Below are 18,184 nucleotides of genomic sequence, written 5' to 3' on the forward strand. Positions count from 1 at the left end.
TATTACGGCGCGAACTGACCACAAACCCAGAAAGGCGGCGGCGGACCGCGAGGGGTGATGGCTAGCGCCGGGTGGCGAAGAACTCGCGCAGCACCGCCGCACACTGAGCCTCGCGGACTCCAGCAACGACTTCCACGCGGTGGTTCAGCCGCGCGTCACGCACGACGTCCCGCATGGACCCGGCAGCGCCGGCTTTGGGATCCCAGGCGCCGATGACGATCCTCGGGAGCCGGGCGAGCACGATGGCACCGGCGCACATCGTGCAGGGCTCCAGGGTGACCACCAGCGTGCAGTCATCCAACCGCCAGCGGCCCAGCGCCGTCGCCGCCTCCCGGAGCGCCAGGATCTCCGCGTGCGCGGTGGGATCGCCGTCCACCTCGCGGCGGTTGCCGCCACGGCCGATCACCTCCCCATCAGCATCGAGGACGACGGCGCCCACGGGCACATCGCCCTGCGCTGCGGCCTGCCGGGCGAGGTCGAGGGCCTCCCCCATGGCGCTGTCGAAGTCGGACTTCATACGCCCCATTGTCGGCCCTGCGGACCCGAGCGCGAGCCCGCGACGAGGGAAGCGGCTCCGCAGGGCGATACGCTCGCTGTATGCGCCTGCACGTTGCGGATCACCCGCTGATCGCCCACAAGCTCACTCTGCTCCGCTCGAAGGAGACGCCGTCACCGACCTTCCGGTTCCTGGTCGACGAGCTCGTCACGCTGCTGGCCTATGAGGCCACCCGCGACGTACGCGTGGTGCCGCACGAGATCGAGACCCCGGTCGCGAAGACCACCGGCGTGCACATGGCTGAGCCGCGCCCCATCGTGGTGCCGGTGCTGCGGGCCGGCCTTGGCATGCTCGAGGGCATGACGCGCATCGTGCCCACCGCCGAGGTCGGGTTCCTCGGACTGCAGCGCGATGAGAGCACCTTCGAGGCGATCACCTACGCCAACCGGCTGCCGGACGACCTCACCGACCGCCAGTGTTTCGTGCTCGACCCGATGCTGGCCACCGGCCACACCATGGTCGCCTCCATCGAATACCTCCTCGAGCGCGGCGCCCGCGACGTCACCGCCATCTGCCTGCTCGCCGCCCCGGAAGGCCTGCAGGAGCTCGAGCGGAGCCTGGATCACCGCACGGAGGTGTCCGTGGTGACCGCCTCGGTGGATGAGCGACTGAACGAGAACAAGTACATCGTGCCGGGCCTGGGTGACGCCGGGGACCGCCTCTACGGCGTCGTCTGAGCTGAGCGCGCCGCCGGCCGGGCCCGGCTCAGCCGGCCGGGCCAGGCTCAGCACCCGATTCGTTGTCGATCCGGCCCTCATAGGGGCACGATCGACAACCGATCCGGGCTAGGCCAGCCTCAACCGCGCCGGGCCTCCAGCGCACGCGCGAGGTCCTCACGCAGGTCCTCGACGTCCTCCAGGCCCACGGACAAGCGCACGGTGGTGTCCATGACGCCCATGGCCTCACGCTGCTCGGCCGGGACGCGCATATGCGTGGTGGTGGCCGGATGGGTGACGAGGGTCTTGGCGTCCCCGAGATTCGTGGACAGGTCGATCACGCGCAATCCGTCGAGGAAGGCGAAGGTGCGTTCCACATCCCGCGAGCGCCCCGACGGCCCGGTCTCACGACCGTCGCCCTCCGACTCGAAGGTCACGGTCACCACAGATCCCCCGGCGCTCATCTGCCTGCCCGCCAGCTCACGCTGCGGGTGTGAATCGAGGAAGGGGTAACGCACCGAGGCCACGCCGGGCTGCTGCTCCAGCCACTGCGCGAGGTCCAGCGCCGCCGCGGACTGCGCCCGGATGCGCAGCGGCAGCGTCTCCAGGCCCTTGATCAGCACCCAGGCGTTGAAGGGCGAGAGCGTGGGCCCGGTCATCCGGTACATGGTGCGGATGCGGCCCCCGATCAGCTTCTTCGACCCCAGGATCGCCCCGCCCATGGTGCGGCCCTGCCCATCGATGTGCTTGGTGGCGGAGTAGACCACCAGATCAGCCCCCATGCTGAGCGGTTGCTGCAGGATGGGCGTGGCGAAGACGTTGTCCACCACCACGATCGCCCCGGCCTCGTGCGCGAGCTCGGCGATGGCGCGCAGGTCGAGCACATCCTGCATCGGGTTCGAGGGCGTCTCGAGGAAGACGACGTCGGCCGGGGTGGCCAACGCGGTCTGCCACTGCTCGAGGTCGACGCCGGTGACGTAGTCGGTGTGCACGCCCCACCCGGCCATCACGTCGTCGAAAATCGTCAGCGTGGACCCGAAGAGTTCCCGGGCCGCCACGATCCGCGAGCCGGAGCGCACCAGGGCGGCGACGGCGGTGAACACCGCCGCCATGCCCGTGGAGGTGGCCAGGGCGTCCTCGGCGCCGTCGAGCAGGGCGAGGCGCTCCTCGAAGGTGCGGGTAGTGGGGTTGGAGTAGCGCGAGTAGGAGTAGCGCTCGATGTTCTCCGCGAAGGTGTCGGCCGCCTCGGCAGCGGTTCCGTAGACGAAACCCTGGGTGAGGTACAGCGCCTCGGAGGTCTCCTGGAAGGCGCTGCGGCGCTGGCCGCCACGGACAGCGAGTGTGGCTGGGCGCAGGCCCTCAGGGTCGGGCGGACACGGGAGCTCAGGAGGGCACGGCACGTCAGTCACCAGGCCAGTGTGCCGGGTCAGCCCTCCCCTGGCGCCTTCGCTGCGGTCTTGCTCGCATCGCGAGATGGCAGCGGATCCTTCCACGAGCTGCGCAATCGCGTGGCGCGCATGAAGGAGGCCGCGATCAGGCCCACCAGTGCAGCACCCGCGGCGACCAGGAAGGGCAGACCCACGCCGTCGCCGTAGGCCAGACGGACCGCCTCGGTGGCGCGAGCGGGCAGTTGCGAGAGGTCGAGTGAGCTGACGTCCACCCCGGAGATCCCGCGATCGGAGAGTTCCTCCCCGGCGATGTCAGCGACCCGCAGGGCGTACAGCACGCCGAGCACCTGGATCCCGGCTGCGCCGCCGAGGGTGCGGAAGAAGGTGACCGTGGCCGTGGCGGCCCCGACGTCGCCCAGGGTGTTGGAGTTCTGCACCGCGACCAGCATATTCTGCATGGTGGCGCCCAGGCCCGCGCCCACCAGCGCCAGGAAGACCCCCACCAACCACAGCGGCGTCTCTTGACGGGCGAAGAGCCCGAGCAGCGCCAACCCGAGCGTCATCAGCCCCATGCCGCCGACCACGTAGCGCTTCCAGGTCCCCGAGCGGCTCACGAGGTTGCCGGTGACCGAGGAGGTGATCAGGAGCCCGCCCATCAGGGGCAGGGTGAGCCAGCCGGCAATCATCGGATCGAAGCCGCGGCCGATCTGGAAGTACTGCAGGATCAGCACGTTGATGCCGAACAGGGCGGTGCCCATGGCCACGTTGGCGATGATCGCCAGGATCGTGGAGCGGTCGCCCAGGATGTACAGCGGCACCACCGGTTCGCTCACCCGGCGCTCCACCAGGACGAAGGCCACCGCGGCCACCAGCGCTCCGGCCAGCAGGGCACCGGACTGCCAGGACACCCAGCCGAAGGAGTCTCCGGCGAAGGAGATCACCAGCAGGAACAGGGCCGCAGCCAGCGCCACGAGCACCGAGCCGCCCCAGTCGACCTTGGCGTCCTCACGCCCTGAGGGCGGCACCTGCAGCCGGCGGGCGAGGACGACGGTGGCGATGAGGGTGAAGGGCAGCATGACCCAGAAGCACCAGCGCCACCCCAGGCCCGGCGTGGCCACGATCAGACCGCCGATCAGCGGCGCGGAGACCGTGGCGCCGGCAAAGACCGAGCCCACGTAGACGTTGTAGCGACCGCGCTGACGCGGCGGGACGATCGTGGAGATCGTGATCTGGACCAGCACCATGATCGAACCCATGCCCACGCCCTGGATCACGCGCACGGCGATGAGCATCTCGGGCGAGACCGAGAAACCGGCGAGCAGCGAGCCGGTGGCGAAGATGATGAGGGCCCCGAGCAGCAGCCGCTTCTTGTCGTACAGGTCGGCGAGCTTGCCCGCGATGGGTGTGGTGGCGCACTGGGCGAGGATCGCCGCCGTCATGATCCACGTGTACTGGCGCTGCGTGCCGCCGATCTCCGAAGCGATCACCGGCAGCGCATTGCCCACGATCAGGGAGGACACCGAGCCCATGAACATCGCCAGCAGCAGTCCGGTGAGGACCTTGAGGACCTGACGGTGCTGCTGGTGTGCCGCCGCCGCGGCCTCGGGGGTCATACCGGCGTAGGCGCGCCGTTCGGTGAGGTCGCCGCTCCTCATGCGTCGCCGCGTTTGGCAGCCTGCTCCGGGGCAGACTCGGTGGAGGCCGTCTCCTTGCTCACCTGGTGGGCGATGTAGTCGTAGTACGGCTGGATGGCCTCGGTGAAGGCCTCGATGTCCTCGGTGAAGCGCACCACCCGCTCGGTGGGCCAGTCCTGCAAGGCCTCGGAGAAGACCGCCATGTGGTGGCGGCGTAGCTCCGCGAGGTGAGCGTGGCCCTGCTCGGAGAGCGTGACCAGGGAGGCGCGGGCGTCCTCGGGATCGGGACGGCGGGAGACCAGGCCCTCCTTCTCGAGGGCGGCCACCTGGCGGCTGGCCACGGAGGGATCCACGAGTTGCTTCTCGGCCAGGCGGGCCACGCGGCACTCACCCAGACGGCGCAGCGCGAAGAGCACCTGAGCCTGAGTGGTCTGCAGGCCGTGTGCCTGAGCCACGACGATCGAGGAACTGCGCATCCGACGCATCAGGGCGCGCACCTCGTGCAACAGCGCCTCGGTGGCTTCGGGGCGGCCGTCGCTCGCGCCGCTCTGAGCCACACCACTTTCCGGCGCGCGACCTGCCGGCGCGCGGCCGGGCCCGGCGTCAGCCGCGTCGGGGCCTGTCGTGCCATCCATCTCAGAGGAACTCACCCCGCGATCCTAACGTGCGTGCATCGTGCATGTATTCAGTTGCGGTGATGGAGCTTGTGATCTTCGTCCAGCAGCCTGCGCCTCACGCCTAGGCTGATGGCATGCGCCCTGTGGTCGAGCCCGGCCCCGAGCTCACCCGCGCGCAGCTGCAGCGCTACTCCCGCCATATCCTGCTCGGCCCGATCGGTCGGGACGGGCAGCGCCGTCTGCTCCATGCCCGCGTCGCAGTGGTCGGCGCAGGCGGACTTGGGGCTCCGGTGATCCAGTACCTGGCAGCCGCCGGCATCGGCCGGCTGACCGTGATCGACGACGACGTCGTGGAGGCGAGCAATCTCCAGCGCCAGGTCATCCACTCCCAGGCCACCCTCGGGCGACCCAAGGCCACCTCCGCCGCCGAGGCAGCCTCGTCGCTGAACCCCGACGTCACGGTCACGGCCCGGCAGGTTCGGCTGGAGCAGGCCAATGCGACCGAACTCCTCGGCGGCCATGACCTGGTGATTGACGGCACGGACAACTTCCCCACCCGCTACCTCATCTCCGACGTCTGCGCCGAGCTGGGCCTGCCCGTGGTGTGGGGCTCGATCCTGCGCTTCGATGCCCAGGTCTCGGTCTTCTGGGCGGGTGAAGCCGCCGAGCCGCAGGTGACGCTGCGCGACCTCTTTCCCCACCCGCCGGACGAGGGCACCACACCCTCCTGCGGTGAGGCCGGCGTGTTGGGGGCCATGTGCGGGCAGGTGGGCTCGGTGATGGCCACTGAAGCCATCAAGCTCCTCACCGGCGCCGGGCAGACGCTGCTCGGGCGGATCCTCGTCCTGGACGCCCTCACCCAACGATGGCGGGAGATCCCCCTGCAGCCTCCCGCTGCGCCCCGTGATGAGCGGTCCCGTGGGGCGTTCGCGGCCGACCCGCCCCCTAAGGCCCGGATCGTTGAGGACCCGCCCGCCGAGGTGCCCGCCATCGACGTCCTTGAGCTACAGCGGCGACTGGCCGCCCGCGACCGCAGCGGCCCTTCCACCGTGCTGATCGACGTACGGGAGGCCCCCGAGCGCGAGATCGCCGTCATCCCCGGCGCCGTGCACGTGCCGCTCGAGGAGATCCTTCGCGCGCCGGCCGCAGCGATCGGGCACGTGCTTGACGAGGCTGAGCGGGACGAGGCGGAGCGAACCAAGGCTGAGCGGGACGAGGCCGGGCACGACGGCCCACCCGAGGTCCTGGTCCACTGCCGTTCCGGCCAGCGTTCGGCTCGCGCCGTGGTGGCCCTGCGCGCAGCCGGGATCCCGGCAGTGACCGTGACCGGTGGCATCCTGGCGTGGGGCGAGCAGATCGACCCCACCCTGGCGCGGTACTGACGTCGACCGCCCCAGCGGCAGCACACGTCCCATCCCGCGACACCGGCAAGGAGCTCCGTGATCACCGTCGAGGAACACCTCTCCCGCATCCTGGGCACGGTCCGCCCGCTACCAGTCCGTGAGGTTCCCCTGCTGGAGAGCCGCGGAACGCTCCTGGCCGCCGACGTCACGGCCACACTCGCCGTCCCGCCCTTCGACAACTCCGCGATGGATGGCTTCGCGGTGCGCTGCGCCGACGTGGAGCACGCCTCGGCCGAGCGGCCTGTCACGCTCACCGTCATCGGCGACATCCCGGCCGGGGCGCGTGAGCTTCCCGCCGTCGCGGCCGGTGAGGCCGCGCGGATCATGACCGGGGCCCCCATGCCTCCGGGCGCCGACGGCGTGGTGAAGGTGGAAGACACGGACCAGGCAGCCGGGCCGGCAGGCGGGCGGGAGCTCCCGTCCGCGGTGCGGATCGTCGCCCCGGCCCGCGAGCGCATCCGGCGCCGCGGCGAGGACCTCGACCCCGGTGACCCGGTGCTCCGGGCGGGAATCTTCATCGGCCCGCGCGCCATCGCGGCCGCAGCCTCGACCGGCCACGCCGTCCTGCCGGTGCGCCCCCGCCCCCGGGTGGGGGTGCTCGCCACCGGCGATGAGCTCACCGATCCCGGCCTCACGCCGGGCCCCGGCCAGATCCCGGACTCGAACTCGGTGCTCCTGCTCTCGCTACTGGAGGTCCTGGGCGCCACGCCCGTACCGATGGGCCGCGTCGGCGACGAACCGGCTGAACTGCAGTCCCTGCTCAGCACCCGGCTCGGCGAGATCGATGCGCTGATCACCACCGGTGGGGTCAGCGCCGGCACCTACGACGTCGTCAAGGAGGTGCTGAGCGAGCGCGGCGGCGTGGAGTTCGTCGCGGTGGCCATGCAGCCGGGCAAACCGCAGGGCTTCGGGGAGCTCAGCGACGGCGAGCGCACGGTGCCGATCTTCTGCCTGCCCGGAAACCCGGTGAGCGTCTTCGTCTCCGTCATGGTGCTGGTCACGCCGGCCCTGGAGGTGCTCAGCGGCTGGACGGACGGCGGGCCGCCGGAGCCCTTCCTCGTCGACGCCGTCGCCGCCGAGGGCTGGCGTTGCCCTCCCGGTCGGCGGCAGTACCTGCCGGTCACCCTGGAGATCCCGGAGGCAGGCGACGCTGCCGACGAAGTCGGGCGGGACGTCGGCGAGGAGCTGCTGCGCGTCCGCCCGGTCTCCGGCTCCGGATCCCACCTCGTGGCCTCCCTCGCCCGAGCCGAGGCGCTGGCCGTGATCGAGTCCGATGTGGAGCAGATCGAGCCGGGCGACGCGGTGCGCGTCATGATGGTGCCGTGAAGTTCACCCACCTGGACGACGCCGGCCAAGCCCGGATGGTCGATGTCACCGCGAAGCAACCCACCGTGCGCGAGGCCGTGGCCCGCGGCGAGGTGCGCTGTTCGGCCGAGGTGATGGCCGCGCTGCGTGAGGGCACGGTGCCCAAGGGTGATGCGCTGGCCGTCGCCCGGATCGCCGGTATCGCTGCGGCGAAGCGCACCCCGGAGTTGCTGCCCCTGGCGCATGTGATCGGCGTGCACGGCGCCGCGGTGGACCTGGAGCTGGCTGCGGACCGCGTGCTCATCACCGCCACCGTGCGCACCGCGGATCGCACCGGGGTGGAGATGGAGGCCATGACGGCGGTGTCCGTGGCTGCACTGGCCGTGGTCGACATGGTCAAGGGTGTGGATCGTTCGGCCGAGATCGCCTCGGTGCGAGTCGTCGCGAAGTCCGGTGGGCGATCCGGGGACTGGCGCCGGGGCGAGTGACCGGCCCAGGCCCTGCGGCCCCGGCCTTCCCCTGCAACGACCTCACTCCCCCTGCGTTGACTGCGCCAGTTACTCGAGACCGCTCTACTTCTGAGGGCCTGTACGTGGCGCGCTCGTGAGTAACTGGCGCGCTCGTCGTGATGGAGGATGTCCCCATGCCCCTCGCAGACGACCTGATCGGACGCCCCGCCGCCCTCACCCTGTCCGAGGCGATTCAAGCCGTGGTGCCGGGGCGGCGGCTGCGCGAACTGCCCCGAGCCGCCGACTCGCTCGACACGCTGTCGCTGCGCGAACGCGCGGACCTGCTTCGCGACGCACTGCTCGCCGACCTCCCCGGCAACTACTCGGACTTGGCGGAGGTAGTGCGCTCCGCCGGCCAGCGCGAGGACTTCACCGGATGGCTCATCTGGCCCGTGACCAGCGCGATCGCCACTCGCGCAATCCAGGAAGAGACCGATGCCGCCTTCACCGATGCGATGGCCTTGCTCGCGGAACTCACTGGCCGGCTCACCGCGGAGTTCTCCATCCGCGCGCTGCTCCTCCACGACCTCGATCGGGCGCTGACCATCATCACCGGCTGGACGAACTCCGAGGACGAGCACGTGCGCCGTCTGGCCAGTGAAGGAACCCGCCCCTATCTGCCATGGGCCGTGCGGATTCCCGAGATGCTCGCCCGGACCGGCGTCACCGTGCCCATCCTCGATGCGCTCTACCGGGACGAGAGCGCCTACGTGCGCCGCTCGGTCGCGAACCATCTCAACGACCTGAGCCGCGACACTCCCGATCTTGTCGTCGAGACGGCTCGTCGCTGGCTCGAGGCACCCACCTCGACCACGCCTGCGCTCGTGCGGCATGGTCTGCGCACCCTCATCAAGGGCGGCCACCCCGACGCCCTGGCCCTGCTCGGATTCGCCCCCGCCTCGGTCGACGTCGACGGCCCGCACCTCACCGGTTCCCCCGTTCCCTGGGGCGGCCAGATCCAGTTCACCGCCACGATCCGCAACACCGGCACCGAGAACGCCCGCCTTGCCATCGACTACGCCGTCCACCACCGCAGGGCGAACGGCACCCTGAGCGCGAAGGTTTTCAAACTCACCACGGGTGAGCTCTCCCCGGGCGAGGAGATGATGATCGCGAGGAAGCACTCCTTCCGGCCGATCACCACGCGCCGCTACTACCCCGGCGGGCACGCCATCGCCCTCCACGTGAACGGGATCGCGACAGCCCCGGTGCCCTTCGAACTGCTACCGGCCACGGAGTGACCCGAGAGCTGACGAGACCACCCGTCGTGCGCGCCAGCTACTCGCGACCGCTCCGCTCATGGGGCCCTGCAAGTGGCGCGCTGACGAGTGTGGGGCCAGCACCTCCGTCTAGTGGTCGCCGCCGTCGAGTTGGTTGAGCAAGTGCCCGATCAGCGGTGTGAGGACCGCGAGGGCATCGCGAACACCACCGGTGGATCCTGGCGCATTGACCACCACCGCCTTCCCGGCCGCTCCGGTGGCGATCCCAGCCAGGCCGCGCGAGAGCACCGCGGTGGGAACCGTGCGCGCCCCCCGCGCACGAATGACCTCAGCCACCCCGGGCAGCACCTGCTGCAACACCTCCGCGGTGCCCTCGGGGGTGCGGTCGCGGGGGGTGACGCCGGTGCCCCCGGTGGTCACCACCACCCGCGCGCCGGCGGCCAGGGCTTCGCGGAGCGCGACGGTCACCGAGCCGGCGCCGTCGGGGATCACCACGACCTCGGCCCGCACGCCGGCCTCGGCGAGGAGTTTCGCGGCCAGCGGCCCGGAGCGGTCCTCGGCCTCGCCGCGCGAACAGCGATCGGACACGGTGATGACGGCGCCGGGAGTCAGATCCATCCGCTCACGCTAGCCCCGCGCCGAGTGCCCCGCGCCGAGTTCGACGGCGCGCCCGGGCACACCAAGCCCCGGGCACACCCAGCTCCGGGCACACCCGCCGCCGGTTCGTCAAGAGATGAGCTGGCATTGACTACGGTTCCCTCATGCCTCCTGCACGCCCCCTGAGCACCTGGCGCTTTCGCGGCACCCTGCGCGACTATCAGGAGGACATCCTCGGCCAGTCCTTCCCCCCTGACGAGCCGCTGCACATCGTGGCCCCGCCCGGGGCGGGCAAAACCCTGGTCGGTTTGCTCCTGGCCATCCGTGACGGCCGGCGCGCGGTGGCGCTGACCCCGACCACCACGATCCGGCACCAGTGGGCCGCCACCGCCCGTGAGCTCGCCACGGACCCCGACCAGGTCTCGGAGGACACCGCCGCGCCGGCCGACCTGACCGTGATGACCTACCAGGCGCTGTCGGTGGTGCGCAGCGACGACGCGGTCGGCGACCTCGCCCGGGTGCAGTGGCACGACGAACTCACTGAGGCCGGCCGCACCACGGAGTCGGCCGAGGCCTTCCTGAACGCTCTGCAGGAGGAGAACCCGCGCGAGTACCGGTCCGGCCTGCGGCGGCGCCACCGCCGTCTGCGGCGCGAACTCGTGCGCTCGGACCCCAGCCAGGTGGCCCAGGTGCTCCACCCCAACGCCCTGGCGCTGGTGGACCGCCTGGTGGAAGCCGGTGTGGAGACGATTCTGCTCGACGAATGCCATCACCTGCTCGACCATTGGGCGCTGGTGGTCGGCTACCTGCGCGCCCGCATCGCCGCCGCCGGCGGCACGCCACACCTGATCGGCCTGACGGCGACCTTACCCTCCCCCGACGACGGCACCGCCTACGACAACTACACCGGGCTGCTTGGCGACGTCGATTACGAGATCCCGACGCCTGCGGTGGTCCGGGAGGGCAACCTGGCGCCCTATCGCGACCTGGTCTGGTTCACCGAACCCACTGCCGCGGAACAGGACTTCCTCCGCCGGCACGAGGAACAGCTGACAGCACTCGCCCACGAGATGATGAGCACCGAGGAGGGCGTGGGCTACCTGGTCGAGACCCTCCAGCCCGAGGAAGAGTGCCCAGGCGGCGATGCTGCGGATCGCGGGGCCACCGATCGCGGGAACGCCGGGCGCCCCAGCGCCGACCAGCGCTTGGCCGCCGCCTTCCGGGATGATCTGCCCCTGGCAGAATCCTGCTCACGCATGCTGCGTCAGATCAGCCCGAGGCACGATCTCATCCGGCTCCTGCCGACGGTCACCGCCAGCCCAGCCACCACTGAGGATGCCCTGGTGGTGCTGGGCCGTTTCGCCCAACGCCGTCTGCTGGCCGATCCGAGCCGGCGCGCGGACTGGGAGCGGGTCCGCACCACGCTGGCCGACTTCGGCTATCAACTCACCGATCGCGGCATCCGCCGGGGGCGGGATCCCGTGGACTCGGTGCTGGCACACTCCTGCGCCAAAGACGCCGCCGCGGTGCAGATCCTGCGTCACGAGCTCAGCCGCGAGGACGGGCACCGGATGCGCGCCGTGGTGGTCTGCGACTTCGCCGTGCACGGCAACCAGCGCGGCCATCGGGGCGCCACTGCGGCCGCGGGTGGCTCCGACCCCGGCAACGGCCCTGCCGGCGCGCTGCGGGCTTTCGCCACACTCGCCGCTGATCCCGCCATCGCTGCCCTCCGGCCGGTGCTGGTCACCGCCCAGCACCTGCGCATGCGAACCGCTGACGCCGGCGAGCTGATGCCCCAGCTCGCCGAGCATCTCCAGGTGGAGCTGCGGGCCGAGCCACTGCCGGCGGACCCGGAGATCAGCGTGATCGAGGCGCCGACCGCGAGCGCCTACAAGGTGGTGCGGGCGATCTCGGCCATGGTCAGCGAGGGGCAGCTGCGGGTGATTGTCGGCACGCGCGGGCTTCTGGGCGAGGGATGGGACTGCCCGGCCATCAACACCCTCGTCGACCTCACCGCGGTGGCCACCTCCTCCGCCACGCAACAGCTGCGCGGGCGGACCTTGCGACTGGACCCCCAATGGCCTGGCAAGGTGGCGCACAACTGGGGTGTGGCGTGCGTGGTGCCTCCGCGGCTGCGCCTGGACCACGGCGGCGAGATCTCACGGGTGCGGCGACGGCACCAGCACCTGTGGGGGCTGAGCACCGACGACGACACCGCCATCATCACCGGCCTGCGCCACAGCCTCACCGTGGAGCAGGAGCTGATGCTCACGCGGCTCGTGGCCAGAGACCGGGGCGCGTCGGCCGAGCGTCTCAACGAGGTCACGCTCACGCGCCTGCCTGAGCGCGCCCAGACCTACCGGCAGTGGCGGGTGGGCGAGCCCTACACCGGGGCCGAGCGCGAGACGCTGGAGCTCGCACCGAGTGAGGAGACCGCACCGTCCTTCGTCTCTCCCCCCACGCTGGCGGCCCTCGTGGTGATGGGGATCGGACTCCTTCTTGCCCTGATCCGGTTGACAGCGGACACCTTTCTGCGAGCGCACGTACTGCCCAACGTCACCCAGTTCATCCTGGGCTTCTTGGCGCTCGTCGCTGTGTACATGGCCCTCGGGGGATGGCGACAGGTCCGCGACCTGCGACGTAGCCTGCGCCGCCGTGCCTGGCCGGCCGATTCCTATCGCGCCGTCACGCTGACCGTGGCCGAGACCCTGCATGGGATGCACGGCGGGGCCTACTACGACCCCGCCGACGTGTCCGTGCGGCGCCACGTGATCGCCGCCCCTGTCACCGGCACCCTGGTGACCTCCGGCTATGACATCAGCCTGCAGGGCGGCTCGCTGGCCGATCAGCGCCTGGTGATCGATGCCGTGGCGGAGGTCTTCGGGCCGGTGGAACGCCCCCGCTTCCTACTGCGGGTGGCGCGCGGCGGGCGGCGCACGGAGCGCCGGGCCTCCGCGGCGCAGCGATTCGCCGATCGCGTGCTTCCGCCACCGCAATACATCCCGGTACCGGGCATGATCGCTCGCCGGCAAGAGAATGCCCGCAAGTTCACTGAGCTGTGGAAGCAGCACGTCGGCCCGGCCACGCTCGTCGAGGTCCGGGGCAACGACGCCCTGGAGATCCTCGCCGACGCTCGCCGGCACTCCGTGGCGACTGCCGCCGACAAGCCACATCGCCGCCGCGAATGGCTGTAACGACAAGACCCCCGCCGGTGAGGGCGGGGGTCTTGAGGCGGCGGTTCAGCGGCTGATAAGCCTGGTGCGCCCGGAGGGACTCGAACCCCCAACCTTCTGATCCGTAGTCAGATGCTCTATCCATTGAGCTACGGGCGCAGTCGTTCTGAACAGCGAATGCGACTCTATCGCGCAATCTCCGGCGGCTCCAAGTCAGCGTCCGGTGACGGTGCTCACTGGCGATTCCCCGTGCCGCTACTGGTCGCCGAGCACGCTGGCTGAACCTGTCAAGACCGCCCGGAGACGACGAGGGGTCGGGTTCGTGAACACTCCGGGTTCCACGCGGCGGTCCCTCGATTCCCCCGCCTCGGTGCAGCATTGTTCATGCCGTGGTCACCATGACTGTGAGCCCCGCACCTGCCCCGCACCGCTATGCCGATCACCCTGGCCCGTGGCTCTCCGCCCACCGCGGCGGCATGGGCATCGCCCCGGAGAACACCGCGCGCGCCTTCACCCAGGCCCTCGATCTCGGGTTGCGGCACCTGGAAACGGATGTGCGGGTCACCGCCGACGGTGTTCCGCTCGCCTTCCACGACCGCACCTTGGACCGTGTCACCGAGCTGCGTGGCCCCGTCGCCGCTCGCACGTGGGACGAACTCTCCCGCACCCGGGTACTCGGCCAGGAGCCGCTGCTCCGCCTGGACGAACTCCTTGGCGGATTCCCCGAGTCGCTGGTCTCCATCGACATCAAGGAAGCGCAGGCCGTGCGTCCGGTGATCGAGGCGGTGCGCCGCACTCAGGCGGCCGATCGCGTCTGCGTGGCCGGCGGCTGGGACGCGTGGCTCCAGGCAGCGCACGAAGCCTGCGGGGTGACCACCGCGCTGGGCTGGAGGGCGCTGACCCACTTCCTCACGGCCACACGAGCAGGCGTCCGGCCTGCGCTGCGCCCACGCCAGGGTGCTCGCTTCGTGCACGTCTCGCTCGACTACGGTCCTGCGCAGATCATGCGCAGCCCCCGCCTGGCGGAGCGGGTCGTCTCCATGGCCACGGCCCTGGGCCTGGGCGTGGTGGCCTGGACAGTCAACGACGTCGAGACCGCCGATCGTCTGCGCGCTGCAGGCGTGGCCGGAGTGATCACCGACCGGCCCGACCTCCTGGCGGGCCGGCACTAGGTTCGCCTCGTCACGCACGACGGCGCAGCGAAGACCGTCAGATCTGCACGGCAGCGCCTGGCGGGAGCACGGGCCGGAGTGCGTACCGGGAGTTGCCCCACACCGCGTAGAGCAGCGGGGCGGCCGCCAGTCCGAGCGCCAACGCCGGGTGCTCGATGAAGAGGGCGCCGAGCAGACCGATGGCCGCGAAGGAGAGCAGCGTGAGGTACCAGCGGCGCACTCCGAGATACAGGCTCGCCTTCAGCACCTCGCGCAAACGCGCCTCGGGCCGCTCCACGCTCGCCACCAGGGCGAGCAGCACCGTGGCGGCCACGAGCACCGTCAGGACCACCAACAGCGGGATCGCGAGCGCTCCCAGGCGGAAGTTGATCAGCACCATCATGTCGGCGGCGAGCACGACGACCGCGCCAACCAACAGCACGCCCAGCGCCAAGGAACGGCGCAGATGCCGCCACCAGGCAGACCAGAACACCCGGATCACACCGCCGCCGCGAGTCACGCTGAAGTCGCGGAAGACGGCGAAAGTGGCCGTCGCCGCGGGCACGGCGCCCACAGCAGCCAGAGCGAGGGCCAGCCAGGACGAGCGCGGGTCCGTGGTCATGAGCAGCACGATCAGGGGTGAGGCCGCCAGGACCAGCATGGCGTTGGTACCCACCACCAGGTAGGCGACTCCGAAGATCGTCTCCCACGTCTCGGCCTGCAGCTTGCGTCGCTCCGCCATGCGATTAGCCCTTCAAGCCCGCCGTGGCGATGCCTTGCACGAAGTACCGCTGGCCCGCCAGGAAGATGATCGCGATCGGCAGCACCGAGATCACCGAGCCGGTCATGATGAGCGCGTGCTCGGTGTTGTACTGCGAGGCGAAGGAGTTCAGCCCGATCTGGATCGTCCACAGGTCACGATCACGCAGGTAGATCAGCGGTCCGAGATAGTCGTTCCAGGTGTTCACGAAGGTCAGGAGCACCAGCGTGGCCAGCGCAGGGCCGGAGAGCGGGACCACGATGCGCCGCCAGATGGAGTACTCCGAGAGTCCGTCGATACGGGCCGCCTCGGAGAGCTCCTCAGGAATCGAGTCGTAGTACTGCTTCATCAGGAAGACGCCGAAGGCACCGAAGGCCTGCAGCACCAGGATCGACCACAGGGTGTTCGAGAGGCCGGCCCGGGACAAGATGATGTACTGCGGGATCATGTAGGCCTGCCACGGCACCGCGATGGTCCCCACGTAAGCCAGGAACAAGACGTCGCGGCCCGGGAAGCGCATCTTCGAGAACCCGTAGGCCGCGAAGCTGCCGGTGAAGACCTGCAGGAACGTCACCCCGACCGAGAGGATCAGCGTGTTCCTGATCCAGGTGGTCATGTTCGAGGTCGCCCAGATGTCGACGTAGTTGCTCCACACCACCGGGTCGGGGATCCACTGGATCGGCACGGTGAAGACCTGGTTGTTCGTCTTGAGCGAGGAGATGACCATCCACACGAAAGGCAGGAGGATGGCCGCCGAGGCCACGCTCAGGCCCACGTAGAGCGCCACCCGCGCGATCACCTGCCCCGGAGTGCGCCGATCGGGGCGGAAGTCGGCCGGCGGGGTGAAGGTCTTGGCTGGTCGATCCAGCGTCAGCAGTGCCATTTACCGCTCCCGTCGCTTGTTGGCGAGGAACTGCACCACGGTCACGGAGATGCAGATGAAGAAGAGCACCAGAGCGACCGCAGAGGCGTACCCGAAGTCGTTCTCCTGGAAGCCCTTCCGGAAGACGTACTGCGCCAGGACGGTGGTGGAGATCCCGGGGCCACCGTTGGTCATCACGAGAATTAGATCCAGGATCTTGAAGCTCTCGATCGTCAACATCACCGTCACGAAGAACGTCGTGGGTCGTAGGCAGGGCAGCGTGACGTTCAAGAAGCGTTGCCAGCTACTGGCGCCGTCCACCCGGGCGGCCTCATGCAACTCCGTGGGCACCGTCTGCAGGCCGGCGAGGAAGAGCAGCATGAAGTAGCCCATCTCGCGCCAGGTGCCCACGATGATCACTGCCGGCATCGCCCAGGTCGTCGAAACGGTCCAGCCGGGGAGGTCGTCGAAGCCGAAGAGGCCGAGGAACTGGTTGATCGGCCCGGTCTCGGCGGAGAACAGCATGTTCCACACCACGGCAATCGCCACGATCGAGGTGATGTAGGGGAAGAAGGCCACGGTGCGGAAGAACGCCACGCCGCGCATCTTGCGGTTCAGCAGCAGTGCCAGGCCGAGGGCAGCCCCCAGGGTGAGGGGGATGTGGAAGGCCGCGTAGTAGAGGGTGTTGAACAGCACCCGGTGGAAGGTGCGGTCGTTGAGCAGACGCTCGTAGTTGGCCAGACCCACCCACTCGGCAGCGCCGAAAGCGTTCCACGACGTGAAGCCGAGGTAGAACAGGATGAGCACCGGGACCAGGGTGAGCGTCGCGAAGCCGATGAAGTTCGGCAGGATGAAGGTCCACCCGATGAACGTGTTCCGCCTGCGCAGGCGTGCCCCGGGACGACGTGTGCGCCGTCGCGGGGGTGCGGCGCTCAGGGTCGCCATGGAATCTCCTCGGTCAGTTGATCGCGCCGGCCGGCACCCGTGCGGGAGCCGGCCGGCGAGTGGGTCGTGTTAGTTGTTGACCTCGTCGGAGGCACGACGCATGGCCTCATCGATCCCGTCCTGCGGCGATTCGCTGCCCGACATGATCGACGAGTGCGCATCTCCGAGGATGTTCTGCAGTGCCGCGTTGTTCGCGTCCACGGTGTTCTCCGGCCGCACGTCGTGGGTGGAGAAGGCGAACTGCGAGAGGTCGTCCATCGGCATGCCTTCGAGGTTGAAGAAGGCCTCCGTGACGGCCTCGGTGCTCGCCGCCGGGGTGATGCCGATCCCGGCCAGGGCCTCACCGGCCTGCTCACCGGCCGCGAATGCCACGAAGCGCTTGGCGGCCTCGAGCTCGTCACCTTCCACCGCGGAGTTGATGCCGAGCCCCGTGGGGTCACCAAAGGTCACCGGCTGGTCCGTGGTGGAGGAGTCGTACTGGGGCGCGGGGGCGATCCCCCAGGCGAAGTCGTCCGCATCTCCAGAGTCCTGCTCGGCCAGCAGCGTGGCGATGTACCACGACCCCATCACGGTCATCGCGGCCTGCTGCGTGCCGAACTGGGCCTGGTAGCTCAGCGAGTTCGTGGTCACGGTGGAGTAGCTGACCAAGGATCCGTTGTCCTGCATCTCCAGCACACGCTCGTAGTAGGGCACGAAGTACTCCCAGTCACCGGAGAGGAAATCCGCGCCGGGGCTCTGCGCCGTCGCGAAGCCCTGGAGGGTGGACTGCCAGGAGTGCTGATAGGCGCCGGTGGCCGGAGTCTCGGTCCCGGCCAGGCCTTCGGTCAGAGCCTCGGCGGCGTCGGCGTAGTCATCCCAGGTCCAGCTGCCATCGGGCTGGTCGACACCGGCGGCCTCGAAGAGGTCCATGTTGTAGTAGATGAACCAGGCGTCCTGCCGGTAGGGCACGGCATAGGTAGCGCCGTCGATCACATACGCATCCACACCACTGACCTCCTCGCCGAGTTCAGCGGCCACATCGCTGACGTCAACGAGCTGCCCGCCGTCCTGGTAGGTGAAGAAGTGATTGAGGTTCTTCAGCGGATAGACGTCCGGGGCGGTACCACCGGCGAGGTCGGTGATCATCTGGGTGTCATAGTCGTCACCGTCGGCGTACTCGACGATCTCGACGGTAATGTCCTCGTTCTCCGCCTCGAAGGCCTCCACGAGGGTTTCGAACTCCGGGGTGGTCGCCAGGCTCCACCCCGCGAAGGTGATGGTGACCGGTGCTGCGTCGTCGCCACCGGAGGCGTCGCCATTGCCATTGGTCGTTCCGGAATCGTCGCTGTCGCCACCGCAGGCACTCAGGACGAGTGCGGCAGCGGCGATGGCGGCCGCAGTAGACATGATCTTTCGCTTCATTGCGATC

General features: G+C 69.7%; 16 protein-coding genes and 1 tRNA gene. 7 read left to right on the top strand and 10 right to left on the bottom strand.

The genetic code is table 11. The annotated features are described in order from the left end of the window. Positions 1-61: 61 nt before the first annotated feature. The gene (gene tadA / locus EDD31_RS04875; RefSeq protein WP_245990918.1) at positions 62-517 is read right to left on the bottom strand and encodes a tRNA adenosine(34) deaminase TadA; all 456 of its coding nucleotides are present in this window, start codon (positions 515-517) and stop codon (positions 62-64) included. Positions 518-597: 80 nt separating this feature from the next. Between tadA and upp the strand changes: the two genes are divergently transcribed. Further along, positions 598-1,233: a uracil phosphoribosyltransferase gene (upp, locus tag EDD31_RS04880; RefSeq protein ID WP_123303163.1), complete on the top strand. Its 636-nt coding sequence runs from the start codon at positions 598-600 to the stop codon at positions 1,231-1,233. A gap of 119 nt (positions 1,234-1,352) precedes the next feature. Here the strand turns inward: upp and metZ are convergent, their stop codons facing one another. The 3 genes from metZ to EDD31_RS04895 are packed head-to-tail and all read right to left on the bottom strand — an operon-like array spanning position 1,353 to position 4,884. Continuing rightward, entirely contained in the window at positions 1,353-2,621 is a 1,269-nt protein-coding gene (metZ, locus tag EDD31_RS04885; RefSeq protein ID WP_245990920.1) for an O-succinylhomoserine sulfhydrylase, read from the bottom strand. 17 nt (positions 2,622-2,638) lie between these two features. After that, positions 2,639-4,255 (bottom strand): MFS transporter, encoded by a 1,617-nt coding sequence (locus tag EDD31_RS04890; protein WP_123303164.1) that lies wholly within the window; start codon positions 4,253-4,255, stop codon positions 2,639-2,641. Then, a complete protein-coding gene (locus EDD31_RS04895) occupies positions 4,252-4,884 on the bottom strand; it encodes a MarR family winged helix-turn-helix transcriptional regulator (RefSeq protein WP_123303165.1) in 633 nt (210 codons plus the stop codon). The genes EDD31_RS04890 and EDD31_RS04895 overlap by 4 nt, the downstream gene beginning before the upstream one ends. A gap of 101 nt (positions 4,885-4,985) precedes the next feature. On the opposite strand from EDD31_RS04895, the gene moeB reads away from it, so the two are divergent. The 4 genes from moeB (at position 4,986) to EDD31_RS04915 (ending at position 9,309) form a co-directional block, all read left to right on the top strand. Next, positions 4,986-6,233, top strand: a complete 1,248-nt coding sequence (gene moeB / locus EDD31_RS04900; protein ID WP_123303166.1) for a molybdopterin-synthase adenylyltransferase MoeB — start codon at positions 4,986-4,988, stop codon at positions 6,231-6,233. A 57-nt stretch (positions 6,234-6,290) separates the two neighbouring features. Continuing rightward, positions 6,291-7,580, top strand: coding sequence for a molybdopterin molybdotransferase MoeA (locus EDD31_RS04905; protein ID WP_123303167.1), 1,290 nt, complete (start codon positions 6,291-6,293; stop codon positions 7,578-7,580). Beyond that, complete coding sequence (gene moaC / locus EDD31_RS04910; protein WP_123303168.1) at positions 7,577-8,047, top strand: cyclic pyranopterin monophosphate synthase MoaC; 471 nt, start codon at positions 7,577-7,579, stop codon at positions 8,045-8,047. The genes EDD31_RS04905 and moaC overlap by 4 nt, the downstream gene beginning before the upstream one ends. 155 nt (positions 8,048-8,202) lie before the next feature. Beyond that, a complete protein-coding gene (locus tag EDD31_RS04915) occupies positions 8,203-9,309 on the top strand; it encodes a DNA alkylation repair protein (RefSeq protein ID WP_123303169.1) in 1,107 nt (368 codons plus the stop codon). Positions 9,310-9,417: 108 nt separating this feature from the next. Here the strand turns inward: EDD31_RS04915 and EDD31_RS04920 are convergent, their stop codons facing one another. Continuing rightward, positions 9,418-9,906, bottom strand: a complete 489-nt coding sequence (locus EDD31_RS04920) for a MogA/MoaB family molybdenum cofactor biosynthesis protein (RefSeq protein ID WP_123303170.1) — start codon at positions 9,904-9,906, stop codon at positions 9,418-9,420. Between the two features lie 143 nt (positions 9,907-10,049). Here EDD31_RS04920 and EDD31_RS14850 point away from each other — a divergent pair, with 143 nt between their 5' ends. Then, complete coding sequence (locus EDD31_RS14850; RefSeq protein ID WP_211336054.1) at positions 10,050-13,079, top strand: DEAD/DEAH box helicase family protein; 3,030 nt, start codon at positions 10,050-10,052, stop codon at positions 13,077-13,079. 62 nt (positions 13,080-13,141) lie between these two features. Here the strand turns inward: EDD31_RS14850 and EDD31_RS04930 are convergent. Further along, positions 13,142-13,217 (bottom strand) — tRNA-Arg (locus EDD31_RS04930). 239 nt (positions 13,218-13,456) lie between these two features. Here EDD31_RS04930 and EDD31_RS04935 point away from each other — a divergent pair. Further along, on the top strand, positions 13,457-14,230 hold the full coding sequence (locus tag EDD31_RS04935) for a glycerophosphodiester phosphodiesterase (protein WP_148058862.1): 774 nt from the start codon (positions 13,457-13,459) through the stop codon (positions 14,228-14,230). Positions 14,231-14,267: 37 nt separating this feature from the next. Here EDD31_RS04935 and EDD31_RS04940 read toward each other — a convergent pair whose 3' ends face one another. From EDD31_RS04940 to EDD31_RS04955, 4 genes are all read right to left on the bottom strand, one after another. Continuing rightward, entirely contained in the window at positions 14,268-14,951 is a 684-nt protein-coding gene (locus EDD31_RS04940) for a DUF624 domain-containing protein (protein ID WP_123303172.1), read from the bottom strand. Between the two features lie 4 nt (positions 14,952-14,955). Then, positions 14,956-15,852 carry a carbohydrate ABC transporter permease gene (locus EDD31_RS04945; RefSeq protein WP_123303173.1) on the bottom strand — a complete coding sequence of 299 codons (897 nt, stop codon included), beginning with the start codon at positions 15,850-15,852 and terminating at the stop codon, positions 14,956-14,958. Then, positions 15,853-16,776: a carbohydrate ABC transporter permease gene (locus EDD31_RS04950; protein ID WP_123303174.1), complete on the bottom strand. Its 924-nt coding sequence runs from the start codon at positions 16,774-16,776 to the stop codon at positions 15,853-15,855. Positions 16,777-16,845: 69 nt separating this feature from the next. Next, on the bottom strand, positions 16,846-18,177 hold the full coding sequence (locus EDD31_RS04955) for an ABC transporter substrate-binding protein (RefSeq protein WP_123303175.1): 1,332 nt from the start codon (positions 18,175-18,177) through the stop codon (positions 16,846-16,848). Between the last annotated feature and the right edge of the window lie 7 nt (positions 18,178-18,184).

Origin of the sequence: Bogoriella caseilytica (assembly GCF_003752405.1) — a bacterium.
GTDB lineage: Bacteria > Actinomycetota > Actinomycetes > Actinomycetales > Actinomycetaceae > Allobogoriella > Allobogoriella caseilytica.